17 protein-coding genes are annotated in these 16,593 nt (G+C 68.7%); 11 read left to right on the plus strand and 6 right to left on the minus strand.

The features are described 5' to 3' along the window. Positions 1-12: 12 nt before the first annotated feature. From AB6806_RS08320 to AB6806_RS08330, 3 genes are read left to right on the plus strand one after another with little or no spacing between them, the layout of a single operon-like run. Positions 13-414, plus strand: a complete 402-nt coding sequence (locus AB6806_RS08320) for a 6-pyruvoyl trahydropterin synthase family protein (RefSeq protein ID WP_142021646.1) — start codon at positions 13-15, stop codon at positions 412-414. Beyond that, on the plus strand, positions 411-1,475 hold the full coding sequence (locus tag AB6806_RS08325; protein ID WP_370954412.1) for a glycosyltransferase family 4 protein: 1,065 nt from the start codon (positions 411-413) through the stop codon (positions 1,473-1,475). Before AB6806_RS08320 ends, AB6806_RS08325 begins: the two co-directional genes overlap by 4 nt. Then, on the plus strand, positions 1,472-2,314 hold the full coding sequence (locus AB6806_RS08330; RefSeq protein ID WP_260368398.1) for a small ribosomal subunit Rsm22 family protein: 843 nt from the start codon (positions 1,472-1,474) through the stop codon (positions 2,312-2,314). The genes AB6806_RS08325 and AB6806_RS08330 overlap by 4 nt, the downstream gene beginning before the upstream one ends. A gap of 67 nt (positions 2,315-2,381) precedes the next feature. Here AB6806_RS08330 and AB6806_RS08335 read toward each other — a convergent pair whose 3' ends face one another. Next, positions 2,382-2,957 carry a cytochrome b gene (locus tag AB6806_RS08335; RefSeq protein ID WP_370954413.1) on the minus strand — a complete coding sequence of 192 codons (576 nt, stop codon included), beginning with the start codon at positions 2,955-2,957 and terminating at the stop codon, positions 2,382-2,384. 233 nt (positions 2,958-3,190) lie between these two features. Here AB6806_RS08335 and ribA point away from each other — a divergent pair, with 233 nt between their 5' ends. After that, positions 3,191-4,318 carry a GTP cyclohydrolase II RibA gene (gene ribA / locus AB6806_RS08340; RefSeq protein ID WP_370954414.1) on the plus strand — a complete coding sequence of 376 codons (1,128 nt, stop codon included), beginning with the start codon at positions 3,191-3,193 and terminating at the stop codon, positions 4,316-4,318. Between the two features lie 39 nt (positions 4,319-4,357). On the opposite strand, the gene AB6806_RS08345 is transcribed toward ribA, so the two are convergent. From AB6806_RS08345 to AB6806_RS08360, 4 genes are all read right to left on the minus strand, one after another. Beyond that, complete coding sequence (locus tag AB6806_RS08345) at positions 4,358-5,233, minus strand: TIGR01459 family HAD-type hydrolase (protein ID WP_370954415.1); 876 nt, start codon at positions 5,231-5,233, stop codon at positions 4,358-4,360. Further along, complete coding sequence (locus AB6806_RS08350) at positions 5,233-6,174, minus strand: sugar kinase (protein ID WP_370954416.1); 942 nt, start codon at positions 6,172-6,174, stop codon at positions 5,233-5,235. Before AB6806_RS08350 ends, AB6806_RS08345 begins: the two co-directional genes overlap by 1 nt. Positions 6,175-6,257: 83 nt before the next feature. Then, the gene (locus tag AB6806_RS08355) at positions 6,258-7,502 is read right to left on the minus strand and encodes a coiled-coil domain-containing protein (protein ID WP_142021641.1); all 1,245 of its coding nucleotides are present in this window, start codon (positions 7,500-7,502) and stop codon (positions 6,258-6,260) included. Positions 7,503-7,634: 132 nt separating this feature from the next. After that, positions 7,635-8,228, minus strand: coding sequence for a DUF1134 domain-containing protein (locus tag AB6806_RS08360; protein ID WP_038359302.1), 594 nt, complete (start codon positions 8,226-8,228; stop codon positions 7,635-7,637). Between the two features lie 296 nt (positions 8,229-8,524). Here AB6806_RS08360 and AB6806_RS08365 point away from each other — a divergent pair, with 296 nt between their 5' ends. Beyond that, the gene (locus tag AB6806_RS08365) at positions 8,525-9,076 is read left to right on the plus strand and encodes a YHS domain-containing (seleno)protein (protein WP_370954417.1); all 552 of its coding nucleotides are present in this window, start codon (positions 8,525-8,527) and stop codon (positions 9,074-9,076) included. Positions 9,077-9,132: 56 nt separating this feature from the next. Here AB6806_RS08365 and AB6806_RS08370 read toward each other — a convergent pair whose 3' ends face one another. After that, entirely contained in the window at positions 9,133-9,957 is an 825-nt protein-coding gene (locus tag AB6806_RS08370) for a 3'(2'),5'-bisphosphate nucleotidase CysQ family protein (RefSeq protein ID WP_370954418.1), read from the minus strand. 127 nt (positions 9,958-10,084) lie between these two features. Here AB6806_RS08370 and chpT point away from each other — a divergent pair, with 127 nt between their 5' ends. The 6 genes from chpT to AB6806_RS08400 all read left to right on the plus strand — a co-directional run bounded on the left by chpT (position 10,085) and on the right by AB6806_RS08400 (position 16,404). Then, entirely contained in the window at positions 10,085-10,729 is a 645-nt protein-coding gene (gene chpT / locus AB6806_RS08375; RefSeq protein WP_038359304.1) for a histidine phosphotransferase ChpT, read from the plus strand. 94 nt (positions 10,730-10,823) lie between these two features. Continuing rightward, complete coding sequence (locus tag AB6806_RS08380; protein WP_370954419.1) at positions 10,824-13,451, plus strand: hybrid sensor histidine kinase/response regulator; 2,628 nt, start codon at positions 10,824-10,826, stop codon at positions 13,449-13,451. Then, the gene (locus tag AB6806_RS08385) at positions 13,448-13,945 is read left to right on the plus strand and encodes a chemotaxis protein CheW (RefSeq protein WP_038359307.1); all 498 of its coding nucleotides are present in this window, start codon (positions 13,448-13,450) and stop codon (positions 13,943-13,945) included. Before AB6806_RS08380 ends, AB6806_RS08385 begins: the two co-directional genes overlap by 4 nt. Positions 13,946-13,974: 29 nt before the next feature. Further along, positions 13,975-14,340: a response regulator gene (locus tag AB6806_RS08390; RefSeq protein ID WP_038359309.1), complete on the plus strand. Its 366-nt coding sequence runs from the start codon at positions 13,975-13,977 to the stop codon at positions 14,338-14,340. Between the two features lie 67 nt (positions 14,341-14,407). Then, positions 14,408-15,517 (plus strand): chemotaxis-specific protein-glutamate methyltransferase CheB, encoded by a 1,110-nt coding sequence (cheB, locus tag AB6806_RS08395; protein ID WP_038359311.1) that lies wholly within the window; start codon positions 14,408-14,410, stop codon positions 15,515-15,517. Further along, positions 15,514-16,404, plus strand: a complete 891-nt coding sequence (locus tag AB6806_RS08400; protein ID WP_038359312.1) for a CheR family methyltransferase — start codon at positions 15,514-15,516, stop codon at positions 16,402-16,404. Before cheB ends, AB6806_RS08400 begins: the two co-directional genes overlap by 4 nt. The last annotated feature ends 189 nt before the right edge of the window (positions 16,405-16,593 follow it).

The raw sequence follows: 16,593 nt of genomic DNA on the forward strand, positions 1-16,593 counted from the left end.
CAGGAGTGCGCCATGTTTTCCGTCGAAGTCCGTGACCGCATCATGATCGGCCATTCCCTGCCCGATCCCTTCTTCGGCCCGGCGCAGAACATGCACGGTGCCACTTTCGTGGTCGATGTCGCCTTTTTCCGCGAGGCGCTGAACCGGCATAACGTCGTGGTCGATATCGGCGCGGCGCTCGACGTGCTCGCCGAAACCCTGAAACCGCTGAAGTACCAGAACCTCGACGCTCTGCCGCAATTCGCGGGCGTGCTCACCACGACCGAATTCCTCTGCAAGCACATCTTCGACACGATGGCGGCGGCCGCCAAATCCGGCGCGCTCGGCGCCGACGGGGCCGGGCTTGCCCGCATCCGCGTCACCCTCCACGAGACCGATCTCGCCCGCGCCAGCTACGAGGGCGCGCTCGCGTGAGCGGCATCGTCTTCGCCATTCCGGGCGACATCGACGCCCCGACCGGCGGCTACGGCTATGACCGGCGCCTGCTGCGGGAATGGCGGGCCGCCGGCGTCACCGCCCGCCACCTCGCCTTGCCCGCCACCTTTCCCTTCCCGACATCGGCAGATCTGGCGACGACCGAACGGCTTCTCGCCGAGACCGCCCCCGACGACGTGCTGCTGGTCGACGGGCTGGCCTTCGGCGCGTTCCCCGAGGCGCTCGCGGCGCGGTTCTCGCAGCGCCTCGTCGCCCTCGTTCACCACCCGCTCGCGCTGGAAACCGGCCTGGAACCGGAGGCAGTCGCGGCCTTGCAGCAGAGCGAGAAGCTGGCGCTGCGCCATGCGCGTGCCGTCGCCGTGACCAGCCCGGTGACGCGCGACACGCTCGTCGCGGACTACGGCGTCGCGCAGGATGGCATCGCCGTCGCCGTACCCGGCACCGATCCCGCCCCGCGCGCGACGCCAGCCACCGGGAGCGCCCCATTGCGGCTGCTCGCCGTCGGCTCGATCATCCCCCGCAAGGGCTACGACGTCCTCGTCGAGGCCCTGGCCGCCGTCGCCGACCGGCACTGGACCCTGACCATCGCCGGTTCGCCGGACTACGCCCCCCGCACGGCGGAGGAGCTGCGCGCCCGAATCGCCCGCTCCGGGCTGGCGGACCGCATCTTGCTTGTCGGGGCCGTGGATTCGCAAAAGCTCGCGGAACTCTATGACAAGACCGATCTTTTCGTCATGCCGTCGCTCTATGAGGGCTACGGCATGGTGCTGACGGAAGCGCTCGCGCGCGGCCTGCCCATCGTCTGCACCTTGAGCGGCGCCGGCGCGGATGCCTTGCCCGAGGCGGCGGCCCTCAAGATCCTCCCCGGTGACGCGACAGCACTTGCCAAGGCCCTCGCAACCCTGATTGATGCGCCGGCTGAACGCCTCCGGCGGGCCGATGCCGCCTGGGCGGCGGCATCGGCCCTGCCGCGCTGGCGGGATACGGCACGGATCGTCGCGGAGGCATGCCTCGGCGATGGCGGCCGAAAGGTGGGATGATGGCTGGGTTCTCTCCGGAATGGCTCGCCTTGCGCGAGCCGGCGGATCATGCGGCACGCAATCCGCAATTGCTCGCGGCGGTCGGCGCCTTTTTCGCGGCGAAGCCGTCGCTTTCCGTGCTCGACCTCGGGTGCGGCGCCGGCGCGAACCTGCGCGGCAGCTATGCCGTCCTCCCCGAACGGCAGCACTGGACGCTCGTCGATCACGACGCCGATCTGCTGGCCGTGGCGCGCGAGCGCCTGGTCGGCTGGGCTGACGAGGCGCGCGAGCAAGGCGAAGAACTCGTCCTGGCCAAGGACGGCAAGACGATCACCGTCGACACCCGCCAGGTGGATCTCGACAAGGATCTCGACTGGGTCCTCGGCTGGCGGCCCGACCTCGTGACGGCCGCCGCCCTCTTCGACCTCACCTCAAAGCGCTGGATCGAGCGTTTCGTCGCCGCGCTGGCGAGCCAGAAGCTGCCGCTCTACACGGTGCTGACCTATGACGGGCGCGAGAACTGGAAGCCGGCCCATCGCAGCGATGCCCGCATGCTGGCCGCATTCAAGCACCATCAGCACCTGGACAAGGGCTTCGGCCCCGCAGCCGGCCCGGAAGCCTGCGACATCATGGCAGAGGCCTTCCGCAAATCGGGCTTCGCCGTCTCGACGGCGGACAGCGCCTGGCTGCTCGATGAAGGCCACCGCGACCTGCGCGACGCCCTCGCCCGCGGCATCACCGATGCGGTGCGCGAAACAGGACAGGTCGAGCCGGCTGCCATTGCCGCCTGGCTGGAGGCGCGCCAAGCCGCCGCGTCCGCCCGGATCGGGCATCAGGACCTCTGGGCGCGACCGGTCTGAACCGCTTGCCTGGAGCTTGCTGCGTTTTCGCTGAAGCGCGGGTCGTCCCGGGCAAAATCAGCGAGCTTTAATCCAGCCCCGGCCACATCCGGCGCAGCACCCCGTCGCGGCGGATGAAATGGTGGTAGAGCGCCGCCAGGATATGCAGCACGACAATGGCGCCCGCCATCAGCGCGAGCTTTCCGTGGATCCCGAGCACCCGGCCGGCAGCCGCCTGATCGGGCGACGTCAACGCCGGCAGGTTGAACAGGTTGAACACGGTCAGCGCCGGAAACAGCGAGACGCCGATCCAGCCGAGCAGCGGCACGACGAGCAGGAGCCCGTAGAGCAGCCAGTGGACGAGATGCGAGCCCGCCCTCTGCCACCACGCCAATGACGGCTCGTCGGGCGGGACGCCATGCAGGAACCGGTAGATCAGGCGACCGGCCGTCAACCACAACAGCAGGAAACCGATGAGCTTGTGGGCGCTGTAGAGCGCGTCCGTGGTCCCGTCCCAGATGTTCAGCGTGTTGCCGCGATAGGTCATGGCAAGGCCGAGAGGCAGCATCGCCAGCACCGCCACCACCGTCACCCAGTGAAACGTTCGGGCGACGCCGCCATAGACGTGGCGCACCGTGCTGCTTCCTGCCGTTCGAGCATCCATTGGAGCCTCGTGAACCTGCGTCCAGCCGGATATTCATCGCACATTCAATGTCGCGGACCTATACCGCTGCATGCCCGCCCGCGATGAACCCAAGGTCATGACACGGATTTGATCGCGGAACCGCCGCCGCTGCGAGACGTTGGTGGAATGGCGGATCGTGATTACATATATCCTGAATTCGTTGGAACTCCCGACACATCCTGATCCCAGCGATCTGACTGACGGAATTTTCGATGCTTGAGTCGCGTACGCTCTTCGGCCGCCCTGGGGAAACCCTGCTGGTGAAGGTCGAAAGGGCCATCTCCGAGTTTCGCGCCGGCCGGCCGGTTCTCCTGCGCGCAGGTGCACAGCTTGCCTTGGCGCTGTCGGCCGAGCTCGCCGATGTCGAGTTGGTGCGCAATCTCGACGCTCTCGCCGCGGGCAACGGCCATCTCGTGCTCAGCCCGGCGCGGCTGCGCCGTCTCGGCGCCAAGGGCCGGACGGAGGCCGGAATTTTCGCGTTGCCGACCATTGACCTCGAGCGTGTCGCTGATCTCGCCCTCAAGCTGGAGAGCCGGATGGACGCCCCCGTCGCGCCGGCTTCCGCGCTCGACACCGCAGCGCTCGAGCTGGCGCGGCTGTCGCTCGTCTTGCCGGCCGCGCTGGTCGTGCCCGTGACGGCAGAAGCCGTTGCCGGTGAATCCCTCGTCGAAGCCGATATCGAGGCGGTGAACGCTTACCGCGCCGCGCAGGCCGCCTCGCTCAGGATCGTTGGCCGCGCCCCGGTGCCGCTGGAAGGTGCGCCGGAGACCGAGTTCGTCGTCTTCCGTGGCGGCGAAGGCCTGCGCGATCAGGTCGCGATCATCGTCGGCAAGCCCGATCTCGACACTGCCGTGCCGGTGCGCCTGCATTCCGCCTGCCTGACCGGCGATCTCTTCGGCTCGCTGAAATGCGATTGCGGCGACCAGCTGCGCGAAACCGTGCAGTGGATGGCCGAGAATGGGGGCGGCATCCTGCTCTATCTGGACCAGGAAGGCCGCGGCAACGGCATCTCCAACAAGATGCGCGCCTACAAGCTGCAGAGCCAGGGCTGGGACACCTACGATGCCGACGAAGTCCTCGGCTTCGACCTCGACCAGCGCCATTTCGATTTCGCGGCGACGATGCTGAAACAGCTCGGCGTCACCAGCGTCGTCGCGCTCACCAACAACCCGCAAAAGATCGGCGCGATCGAAGCCGCCGGCCTGGAAGTCGCGGCGAGCCAGCGCGTGCTCGGGCGGCCAAACGCCCACAACGTCCGCTATCTCGCCTCCAAGCGCGACCGTGCCGGCCATCTCATCGACATGGATGCGCTGATGGCGCGCGCCGCGCCCAAGGACTGAATCAGGGCCCGATCGAGCCGGCGGCCCTGTTCGCAGCGCTCAAGCCAGCGCCGCCATCGCCGCCACAGGCTGCACAGGCAGGCCATCCAGCACCCTGGCGAGCCCGGCCGGGTCGACCCCTCCGCCGCGCATCGTCTCGTCGCGATGGATGCCGCCGGCGATGAACAGGCTGTCGAAGCCCATCAGCCGTGCGCCGGCGAGATCGGTGCGGACCGCATCCCCGATCACCAGCACCTTGCTCGACTCGACAGGACGCCCGCCGCGCAGCTCGGCAGCAGCCGCGAGCGCGAGCTCATAGGCCGGGCGATAGGGCTTCCCGGCCCAGGCGACGCTGCCGCCGAGCTCCTCATAGATCATCGCGAGCGAGCCGGCGCAGGGCAGCAGATCCTCGCCGACATGGACCACGAGATCGGGATTGCCGCAGATGAAGGGCAGCCCCCGCTCCGCGAAACGGCCGAGCAGCGGCCGGTACTGCTCCGGCGTCTCGTTGCGGTAGTCGTTGAGCTCGGTCGCGACCACGAGGTCGGCTTGCGCCTCATCGACCAGCTCGACATCGAGACCGGCAAACAGCGCCCGGTCGCTTTGCCAGCCGATATGATAGACGCGGCTGTGGTGACTTTCGGCGATCAGCGAACGCGTGACGTCGCCGGAGGTGACGAGCCTGTCCCAGGCTCCGCGCGGCACGCGCTTGGCGTCGAGCACGCTTGCGACGTGCTGCGACGGTCCCGGCGCGTTCGAGAGCAGCACCACGGCGCCGCCGCGCTCTCGGAAGGCGGTCAAGACGGCGCAGGCCGGCTCCAGCGCCCAGAGCCCGTCATGGACGACGCCCCAGACGTCGCTGATCAGCACGTCGTAGCGTTCGAGCAGCGCGTCCGCATGCTTCAGGATCGGCACGCTCGTCAGGAGGTCTTGCATCAGGAGTTCCTGGCCTCGCTCGCCATCCGCGCCTCGACATCGGCGCGCCGCGGCAGCGGCGCCACCGCGCCATAGCCCTGCGTCGAGAGGGCCGCCGCGACATTGGCATAGGCGCCGGCCGCAAAGGCATCGCCCGTGCGCAGATATTCCGCGAGGAAGGCGCCGTCATAGCAGTCGCCCGCGCCGGTCGCATCGATCGCATCGACCTTGATCGGGCGGAAGCGCTCGCGCCGGACCGGCGTAGCGACGAGCGAGCCCTCATGGCCGAGCGTCAGCGCAACGACCCGCGCGCCCAGCTTGAGATAGAAATCGGCGATGGCGTCGGGCTGGTTGAGACCCGTGAGCTGCGTCGCGTCGTCGAAGCCCGGCAGGACGATGTCGGCCATCGCGCAGGCGGCGTGGATGATCGCGCGGGCCCGCGCCAGCGGCCAGAGCTTGAGGCGCAGATTGGTGTCGTAGGCGGTCAGCACGCCGGCCTCGCGCGCCGTCTCGAAGGCCGCGAACACGGCGTCGCAGGCGCTGGCCGAGATCGCCTGGCTGATGCCCGACGCCTGGATGATCCGCGCCGAGCGGATCAGCCCGAGCGGCAGGTCGCCCGGCCCGTAGAGGCTCGCGGCCGAACCAGCCCGCAGATAGGAGAAGACATGGCCCGAAGGCCCGTGATCGACGAAATAGAGCCCGGTCGGCGCGCTCGGATGCGTCGCGACATGGGCGTCGTTCACACCTTCGCGCTGCCACAGCGCGCGGACCGACTGCCCGGCCATGTCGTTGCCGAGCGCCCCGAGATAGCCGACGGACATCCCCTGGCGCACTGCCGCCACCGCACAGTTGGACGTGTCGCCACCCTGGCCGAACTGGAAGGCGCCGGATTCCGCCCGCGTCGCATTGAACTCGCCGAGCGGCTCGCCGAGGCACAGAAGGTCGATGGGACTGTCGGTCACGGGATTTAAAACCATTGAGATGGCGCGGCGCGCGGGCAAGCTCTCCTAGAACAAGGCCCCGCGCATGGAAACCGCTTTTCGCCTCATTCCGCCGCGTCGCGCCCGGTCGGCTGGCTCATCAGCCGGTCCGCCAGCCGAATGATCTCCTGCCGCAGCGCCATGTTGCCGCCCTGGGCGGCCGTGCTTTTGCGCAAGGCGGCGAGCTCCCGCTTTGCCTCCATCCCGTCGCTGCGCGCCTGCTCCAGCGCGCCTTCGAGCGTCTGCAGCTCGGCATGCAAGGCCGCGATCCGCGCCTCGCGCTCCTGCTCCGTTCCTGTCACGGTCGCGATCTCCTGTTCATGCTCGCGGCGAGACGTCGCCAGGGCGTGCTGCGCTTCCACGAGCCAGCCCTCCAGGCTGTCGATCCGCTCCTGTGCCTGCTTGTGCTCGGCCCGCTCCTGTTCGAGAAGCCGCGATGCCTGCTGCGCCTCGTTCGCCGCGAGGCTGCCGCGCGCATCCGCTGCCGCCAGCCCCGCCTCGGCCTGCTCGGCACGCGCCGCAAGCGCATTCGCGCGCAGCCGCTCGCCCTCGCGCTCGGCCGTGATCGCCGCAAGCGCGGCCTCGCTACGGGAGAGACGCTCCTCCGTCACCGCCAACCGGTCTCCGAGTTCGTCGCGCTCGCTCTGAAGCACCATGATCTGCGTGCGGTCCTCGACCTGCGCGAGCCGGAGCCGCTCATGCTCGTCGCGCTGCTTTGTCAGCTCCGCCTCGCGCTCCGCCAGCGCCGCTTCGATGCGCCCGACCGTCTCGCGTTCCCGGGCGAGCTCGCCGGACCGTTCGTCGAGATCTGCGCCGGTGCCGGTCAGCGCCTGCCGGGTCTCGGCGAGGCTCTGTTCGAGCGCGGCCAGATCCGCGATCCGCTTTTCCAGCGTCGCCGTCGTCGCAGCGTGGCCGCTGCGCTCGGTCTCGAGGGCCGTGCGGGTTTCGTCGAGCTGGCCGCGCGTCTGTGCCAGTTCGGCATCGAGCCTCGCGATCCTGTCGTCGCGCTCGGCCCGGTCGCGCTTGAGCTGACCGATCTCCATGTCGCGCCGGCCGACTTCCTGCATCGCGCCGGCCCTGGCGGCGAAACCCTTCTCGGCCTCCTGCTCGGCCGAGCGCATCCGCACGGCGAGTTCGGCGCGCAGATGGTCGCGGTCGGCCGCAATCTCGGCGAGGGAGAGCGGAAAGGCCGCTTCGGCGCGCTTGCGTGCCAGGCGGTCCGCCCTGCGCGACAGGGCGGGCACAGCCGCCAGCGCCAGCAGGGCTGCGCACAGGAAGCCGAGCGCGAACAGCATGGCGGCTTCGATCAAGGCTTGCGGCTCCGCATCCGGTCCAACTCAAGCCGAATCCTGCCACGCCCACCCCGCCATGGCCAGAAAAAGCCGATGGGCGGCGGCAGCATCCGCAGCGTCGGAAACCGCGCTGCTAGGCCGGCTGCAGCCTCAGAACGGGTTCCAGGTCGCTTGCGGCGAGAATTTGAGGTAGCCGAGATTAACGCCCAGCCGCCAGCCCACCCCGGTCCGGATCGGCACCACCGTGACGCCCCCTGCCGTGAGCGCGGTGAAGCCGAACCCGCCGATGAAATAAGCCGAGCCGTCGACGCCCGCGAAACGCTGATACATCGCCTCGACCGTCGGCAGGTTGTAGACCAGCATCATCGTGCGGGCGCCCTCGCCGCCGAAATCGAAGCCGATCGAGGGTCCCTGCCAGAAGGTGCGGCGGTCGCCGGCATTGCGGGTGTAGAGCGTGCCCTCGCCGTAGCGCAGCCCGCCGACGAAGGCTCCGGACGCCTCCTGTCCCAGGATATAGCCGTTCGGCTCGCCCCAGCGCCGCACCGCCTCCTCGATCGCCAGCGCAAGGCCGCGCGAGACGTTGCCGAAGAACTTGTGGCCGGAGCCGACGAGTTCGTTCTGCGAGAAGGAGCGCTGGTTGTCATAGTTCTGCGCCTGCGCGATCGCCGGGATCGGCAGCCCTGCGAGGCCGGTTCCGGCCACGGCGAGGCCGCCCTTGATGAGACTGCGGCGGGTCTGGATCATGAACAAGATCTCCGGACAGGGCGGCCGGCAGAACCGGACACCAGAGCGGTGTGTTGGTCCGTCCGATCGGCGCCCGGCGGTTGCTCTGCAACCTGCTTTGGAAGGCGCCACGCGGGCCGGAAGGCGGGCCGATCCTGGGCAATCCGCCGCTCGCTGCCGGACATCGAAAACGCGACATCCGACAAAAGCGAATCAGTTCGCTAACCAAACTGATACGTTGCAAATCTATCCAAGCCGTGAAGATTTGGACGGAGCCGACCGGCCCATGACCGAGGGAAGACGAGGATTTGCCCGCGATGAAGGCCGCAACATGGCAAAGCTGGGTTTTGCTCGCCATCGGCGGCGTCTCGCTGCCGTTTCTCGCCCGGGCCGCGCTGGCCAATACCCCGGCCACAGCCCCTGCCGTCATCGTTTTTGAGAACGGCCTGCCCGCGAGCCTGCCGCCGCTTCCCTCGCTCGGCGAGACGATGCAGCGCGACCAGCGCACCGGCCTGGCGCTCAACGGCTTCGATCCGGTGGCCTATCACCTCGAAGGCAGGCCCATCGCCGGGCAGCCGGAGCATGAGCTGATCCAGGGCGGGATCGTCTGGCGCTTCGCGTCGGCCGCCAATCTCGCCGCCTTCCGCGATGCGCCCGGCATCTACGCCCCGGCCTTCGCGGGCTTCGATCCGACCGGCGTCGCCGACGGGGTGGCGGTCGACAGCGATCCGAGCCGGTTCGCGGTCGTCGGCTCCCGCCTGTTCCTGTTCCGCTCGGATGAGAACCGCAGGCGCTTCCTGCAGGACCGCTCGCTGCTCGGCGCCGCCGAGGCTCGCTGGAGCACCGTGCTACGCACTGTCGCGCGCTGAGACCTCAGCCCTGGTCTTTTTTCAGGAAGCCGCTCGCCGCCATCCGGGTCGCGGCTTCAGCAGCTGGCGATGGCGCGCCGCGCCAGCCCCTCGCTCGACGCGGCCACGAAGGGCGGATTGCGGAACTGCTGCTCCGTCCGGCCATAGCGGGGAACGGCGCCATCGAGCGTCAGGATGATACCGCCCGCCGCCGACAGGATGGCATCGCCCGCCGCGGTGTCCCATTCCATGGTCTGCCCGCAGCGGACATGGAGATCGGCCTCGCCGCTGGCGATCAGACCGAACTTGACGGCCGACGACATCGGCACGCCCTTGCCGCGACACATGGTGGCGGTGATGCCGTCGCTGCGCCCGTCGCCGTGGAAGCGGCTCACCAGAACGACCGGCCCCTCCTCCGGGAGAGCGCGGACCGCAACGCGGCTGGCCGCCCCTGTCAGCGAGCCATCCGCCGCGAAACCTTGCATATAGGCGTGCTCCCCGCCGAACCAGAGGCGCCCCAACGCCGGGGCGGCGATGGCACCGGCGATCGGCCGGCCATCGACCACGATGGCGATCGCAACGCAGTAGCTGTCGCCGCCGGCAAGGAACTCGCGCGTGCCGTCCAGCGGATCGAGCAGGATGAAGACCGCGTCGGGCTTCACGCTGTCGACCGTCTCTTCGCTGATGACGGGAAAATCGGGGAGCAGACGCGCAAGCGCGTCCTTCGCCGCCCGGTCGGCCGCGAGATCGGCCGCGCAGACCGGCGAACCGTCCTTCTTGAGCTTGACGTCGCAAGCGGCGCGCATGGCGAGCAATACGGCGGCGCTGGCGCTGGCAGCTTCCGCGAGCTTGCGTCCCAGCCCGTCGCGATCGCGCAGGCGGGGATCCTCACGGCCGATCATGGCGGCCCATCCTTTGAAACTTTGTCCGGGATATGGGGATTAACCACATGAAAACCAAGATGGCACCATACCAGGGAGCAACGGCGCCACGCCGTCGGCGCATCGCACATCCCGGGATTCCACCTTCATGACCGCCATCTCGCTCGATCCGCTCGACCTGGCCGCGCTTCTCTGCAGCCGCGTCTGCCATGACGTGATCAGCCCGGTGGGCGCGATTGTCAATGCCCTGGAAGTTCTGGAGGAAGACGACCCCTCGATGCGCGACTTCGCGCTCGAGCTGATCAAGAAGAGCGCCCGCAACGCCTCGGCCCGGCTGCAATTCGCCCGCCTCGCCTTCGGCGCCGCCGGCTCTGCCGGCGCAATGATCGACCTCGGCGATGCCGGCAACGTCGCCAACGGCTTCCTCAACGACGAGAAGCTCTCGCTCGACTGGGAGGCGCCGCGCGCCCTCCTGCCGAAGAACCAGGTCAAGCTGCTGCTGAACCTCCTGCTCATCGCGACGCAGGCCGTGCCGCGCGGCGGCAAGCTGGTCTCGCGCGCGGTCGTCGAGGGCGAACAGGGCTCCTTCGAGATCACCGCGACCGGCTCGCATGCCCGCATCCCGGCCCATGTCGAGGAGCTGATCGCGGGGCGTTCCGAGAGCGGCGCGATCGACGCCCACGCCGTCCAGCCGCTCTATGCCGGCATGGTCGCCCGGGCCGCCGGCATGGCGATCACCTTCGCGATCGAGGGCGACATGGTCACGATCAAGGCCGCCAAGGCGGAAGCCTGAGCGAAACTCCGCAGTCGAGGTCGGGTTTCAACCGATCATAAACCCTTCTGCTGCTTTAGTTCCCGCAGTGCGTCGCGTTGAGTGATCTTCCTGCATGGACGAGCTGCTGCAAGAGTTCCTGACCGAGACCGGCGAGAATCTCGACACGGTCGATCGGGAGCTCGTCCGTTTCGAGCAGAATCCCAACGACCGCGACATCCTGCGGAACATCTTCCGCCTCGTCCACACCGTCAAAGGCACCTGCGGCTTCATCGGCCTGCCCCGGCTCGAGGCGCTGACCCATGCGGCCGAGTCGGTGATCGGCCAGTTCCGCGACGGCGCGACGGTCAAGCCGAGCGCCGTCACCGCGATCCTGGAGACGATCGACCGGATCAAGGACATCCTGTCCGAGCTGGCCGAAAAGGGGCAGGAGCCGGAGGGCAACGACGAGACGCTGATCGGCGAGCTCCAGGCGCTTGCGAGCCATGCCAAGGCCGAGCTGGTCCAGCCGCCGCCCGACGAGGTGTTCGTCGATCCTGTCGCGGCCTATCTCGCGCGCCACGGCAAGACCCAGGAAGCCGCCGCCCTCGCCTCGCCCAGCGCCTCCGCTTCCGACGACATCGTCTTTCGCAGCGTGCCCGACCCGCAACGCGGACCGGATGGCCGCATCGAGACCAAGCCACAGGCCCCTGCCGAGGAAGGTGCGGGCCAGCGCACCGGCGGCCCCCCCACATTGCGCGTCGCGGTCGACACCATCGAACATCTGATGACGATGGTGTCGGAGCTGGTGCTGACCCGCAACCAGCTGCTCGAAGTCTCGCGGCAGCGGGAAGATGCCGGGCTGAAAGCTCCCCTGCAGCGTCTTTCGCTGATCACCGCCGAATTGCAGGACGGCGTGATGAAGACCCGGATGCAGCCGATCGGCAGCGCCTGGGCGAAGCTGCCGCGCATCGTGCGCGATCTGAGCAGCGAGCTCGGCAAGCGTATCGAGCTGGTGACCGAGGGCGCCGACACCGAACTCGACCGGCAGATCCTCGACCTGATCAAGGATCCGCTGATCCACATGGTCCGCAACTGCGCCGACCATGCGCTGGAGTCCGCGGAGGAGCGCCGCGCCGCCGGCAAGCCCGAGCACGGCACGATCCGCGTCTCGGCCTGGCATGAGGGCGGCTCGGTCACGATCGCGGTCGGCGACGACGGGCGCGGCCTCGATGTCGGGCGCATCGGCCGCAAGGCGATCGCCGCGGGCCTCGCGACCGAAGCCGAGATCGAGAGGATGAGCGACGCCCAGATCGCCCGCTTCATCTTCCATCCCGGCTTCTCGACGGTCGAGAACGTCACGGCCGTGTCCGGGCGCGGCGTCGGCATGGACGTCGTCAAGGCGAATGTCGATTCGGTCGGCGGCCTCGTCGACATTGCCAGCCGCCCCGGCCAGGGAACGACGATCACCATCAAGATCCCGCTGACGCTCGCCATCATCTCGGCCCTGATCGTCGTCGCCGGCGAGGAGCGCTATGCGATCCCCCAGACGGCGGTGCGAGAGCTCGTGCGCGTCAAGGCCGGCGACGAGAACCGTCTCGAGGACATCAACGGCGCTCCCGTGCTGCGCCTGCGCGGGCGGCTCCTGCCGATCGTCGCGCTCGGCGAGCTGATGGGCGGCGCGAAGAAGGACGGCGCCGACGGCTTCATCGTGGTCACCCAGATCGGCGAGCGCCAGTTCGGCATCCTCGTCGACGGCGTCTTCCACACCGAGGAAATCGTGGTGAAGCCGATGTCGAGCAAGCTTCGGCACATCCCGCTCTTCTCCGGCAACACCATCCTCGGTGACGGTGCCGTCGTGCTGATCGTCGATCCCAACGGCATCGCCCGGCTCGTCGGCGCGGCCGGTTCCGACGCGGCCGATGACGAGGCGGAAGCCGCGCCGGCGCCGATGGCGACCGGGGAGCGCACCACGATGCTGGTGTTCCGCACCGGTGCCGACCGGATCCAGGCCCTGCCGCTCTCGCTCGTCACGCGGCTGGAGGAGGTCGATGCCGACAGCTTCCAGCACGGCGCGGGGCGCACGCTCCTGCATTATCGCAACCGCCTCGTCCCGGTGACGCCGCTTGGCGAAACCAAGCTGCTGCGCGAAGGGCTCCAGCCCCTCGTAATCGTCTCGAATGGCGAGCAGACCGCCGCGCTCGCGGTGGAGACCATCATCGATATCGTCGACGAAGAATTCGAGCTGGAGTTGGCGACGTCCGGCGAGCGGGGCGTGATCGGTTCGGCGATCCTGCGCGGCCGCGCCACCGACATCGTCGATCTCGCCCATTACCTGCCGCTCGGCGAGCCCGGCTGGACCGGCGCAGGCCGGGCAAACGTGGCGCCGGAGCATGTCCTGCTGGTGGAACCCTCGGAGTTCCTGCGGGAGATGCTGAGCCCCGTGCTGCGGGCCTCAGGCCGCATCCTCGCCACCGCGGCCGACGGCAACGCCGCCTCGCAGGCGGCGATGGCGCCGGAGGTCGGCATCGTCCTCGTCGATCTCGACCGCGACCTCGAGGCCGCGCTGGAGCTGATCGTCGCGCTGCGCGCCCGCCCCCGTGACAATCCGCTGCGGCTTCTCGGCCTGACGACCTGCGCGACGCCGGAACTGCACCGCCGGGTGACCGAGGCCGGCGCCGACGGAATCGTCGCCAAATTCGACCGCCGCGCCCTGCTGGGCGAGTTGAACGCCAGCGGCTCCACGATGAGGGACGCCGCATGACCGGAAGCCCGAGCCATGACCAGGGCCCGGCGCCGCATTTCGCGGATTCGCTGGACTATGTGACGGTCCGGATCGGCGGACAGCTGCTGGGGCTGCCGATCGAGCGCGTGCGCGACGTCTTCATCACCCATCGCATCACGCTCGTTCCCGGGGCACCGCCGGACATTGTCGGCCTGCTCAATCTGCGCGGCCGCATCGTCACCGCGATCTGCCTGCGCAGCCGGCTGGGCTGCCCGGTCCCCGAGACGCTCGACCAGAGACATGCCGAATTGACGGCGATCGGCCTCGACCATCGCGGCGAGGCCTATGCGCTGATCGTCGACGCCGTCGGCGAGGTCGTCCGGCTCGATCGTTCGACCCTCGAGCCATTGCCCGTCAATCTCGACAGGACATGGGCCGCGCTGGCGGGCGGCGTCCACCGCCTCCCCCACGAACTGCTCGTCATCCTCGATCTCGACGCCGTTCTTGACCTTGACCTGCAAGCCGCAGCCTGAGTGCCCGGCAGAGTTTCTGGAGACAGACCATGAAGTACTGCCTCGTTGTCGACGACTCGGCGGTGATCCGAAAAGTAGCCCGCCGCATCCTCGAAGGGTTGCAGTTCCGCATCGCCGAGGCGGAAGACGGCGCGCGCGCCATCGACGCCTGCAAGGGCGAGATGCCGGACGCCGTGCTGCTCGACTGGAACATGCCGATCATGGACGGCTATGAATTCCTACGCACGCTGCGCCAGATGCCCGGCGGCAAGCGGCCCAAGGTCGTGTTCTGCACCACCGAGAACGACATCGCCCATATCGCGCGGGCCATGCATGCCGGTGCCGACGAATACATCATGAAGCCGTTCGACAAGGAGATCGTGGCGTCCAAGTTCCATCAGGTCGGGCTGCTCTGAGCCTCGAGGCTCGCAACGCTTCCTCGCCTTCGACGACGACGCCTTTCCGCAACCGGGTTGCGCCAGCATGATCGTTTCGCGTTCAGCCTCGCCCGGCTCCGGCCGGCACAAGACGGTCGTCATAGCCGATGACTCGGCGGTGGTGCGCGGGCTGTTCGCGCGCTGGCTCGGCGAAACCGGCAACTTCCATGTCGTCGCCGTGGCCGGAGACGGCGAGACGGCGCTGGCCCATGCCGGCCGCTTCAAGCCGGACGTGCTGGTGCTCGATCTCGACATGCGTGGCGTCGATGGCCCCAGCGCCCTGCCGCACATCCTGCGGGAAAGCCCGCACACCAGCATCCTGCTCGCGGCGACGCTGAACGAGCGCAATACGCGCCTCGCCCTGGAATGCATGACGAAAGGCGCGATGGATCTCGTCTCCAAGCCCGACAGCCGCGCCGGCATGACGCTGTCGCTCGACTTCCGCAGCGAGTTCCTGCTGAAGCTCGGCAACATCGCCCAATCCGCGACCCAGCCGGGGACGTTACCGCCCGAGGTCGATCTCGGCTGGCCGGCCGGCCATACCGATCTGCGACCCCTCGTCTGGGCGATGCCGCGCTATCTGCTGATCGGCGCCTCGACCGGCGGCCCGCGCGCCGTCGCCCGGGTCCTTTTCGACATCGGCGACGCGCTGAGGGACATCACCACGCTCGTCGTCCAGCACATGCCTCCCCTGTTCACGGCCTCCTTCGCCGAGCAGGTCGCAAGCCATGTCGGCATCCCCACACGCGAGCCGTTCGATGGCGAGCGCCTGGCGCGCGGCACCGTCTACATCGCGCCCGGCGGGCGGCATCTCGGCATCGACCGGAGGCTCGGCCATATCGTGGCGGCGATCAGCGACGGCCCCCCGGTCAATTTCTGTCGCCCGGCCGTCGATGTCCTGTTCGGCGATGCGGCCCGCCATCTCGGCGCCGCGGCGCTGGGGCTGGTGCTCACGGGCATGGGCAGCGATGGCACGGACGGCGCCGCGGCCCTGCGCCAGGCCGGGGCCGCCGTCGTCGCGCAGGATGAACAGAGCAGCACGATCTGGGGTATGCCCGGCTCGGTCGTGCGTGCCCGCCACGCCAGCGCGGTCGCGCCGCTCGACGAGATCGGTGGCGCGATCCGGGCTCTCCTGCGGGGAGCGCCGCCGGCATGACGGAAACGGATTTCGCCTTCCTGCGCCTGCTGCTGCGGCAGCGTTCCGGCCTGGCTCTGGGCACGGACAAGCGTTATCTCGCCGAGAGCCGTCTGAGCATCCTGTGCCGGCGCCGCAGCATCGAGAGCATCGAGGTGCTGATGCAGCGAATGCGGCTCGGCCGCGATCCCCAGTTGGAGGCCGCCGTGGTCGAGGCGATGACCACCAACGAGACCCTGTTCTTCCGCGACCGCACGCCGTTCGACCTCTTCCGTGATGTCCTGCTGCCCGAAAAGCTCGCTGCCAACGCGGCTTCGCGTTCGCTGCGCATCTGGTGCGCCGCGGTTTCGAGCGGCCAGGAGGCCTATTCGCTCGCCATGCTGATCGACGACATGGCCGAGCGCCTTGCCGGCTGGAAGATCGAGATCCTCGGCACCGACATCTCCGGCGACGTGCTGGAGAAGGCACGCTCCGGCATCTACAGCCAGTTCGAGGTGCAGCGCGGCCTGCCGATCCAGATGCTGCTGAAGCATTTCAGCCAGCGCGGCGACAAATGGCAGATCGCCGACCGGCTGCGCGCGAAGGTCGATTTCCGCCAGCACAACCTGCTGGAGCGCAATGACCATTTCGGCCGTTTCGACATCGTGTTCTGCCGCAACGTCCTGATCTATTTCGACGTGCCGACGAAGGAGAAGGCGTTAGACCTGCTCGCCCAGCGGCTCGCGCCGGCGGGAGGCCTAGTCCTGGGAGCGACGGAAACCGTCGTCGGCCTCGTGACCGCGTTGCAGCCCGACCCGCAGCACCGCGGGCTTTACCGGCCGGCGACCGGGCCACGGCCGGCGGCGACACCCGCATTTCCCCGCCCCCTCGATCGGCGCGCGCCCGGTCGCAACGCCACCGCACATTGAAGCTGGGCGAAGGTTCTCGAGGCGAAGGTTTTCGCGGGGCGAGGCGCCGCCGGAAGCACTCCGAACGATCCGGGCCGTTTCCGATCTGGCCCGGCAGACTTGGTCCAGAAAGAGCCCGATAAACAAAAACCCCGCCTTGCGGCGGGGTCCCGTCGACCTGTCGTGTACATCCGACGATCAGGTCAAAAC

Source organism: Allobosea sp. RCC_152_1 (assembly GCF_041360765.1).
GTDB classification, from domain to species: Bacteria; Pseudomonadota; Alphaproteobacteria; order Rhizobiales; family Beijerinckiaceae; genus Allobosea; species Allobosea spartocytisi.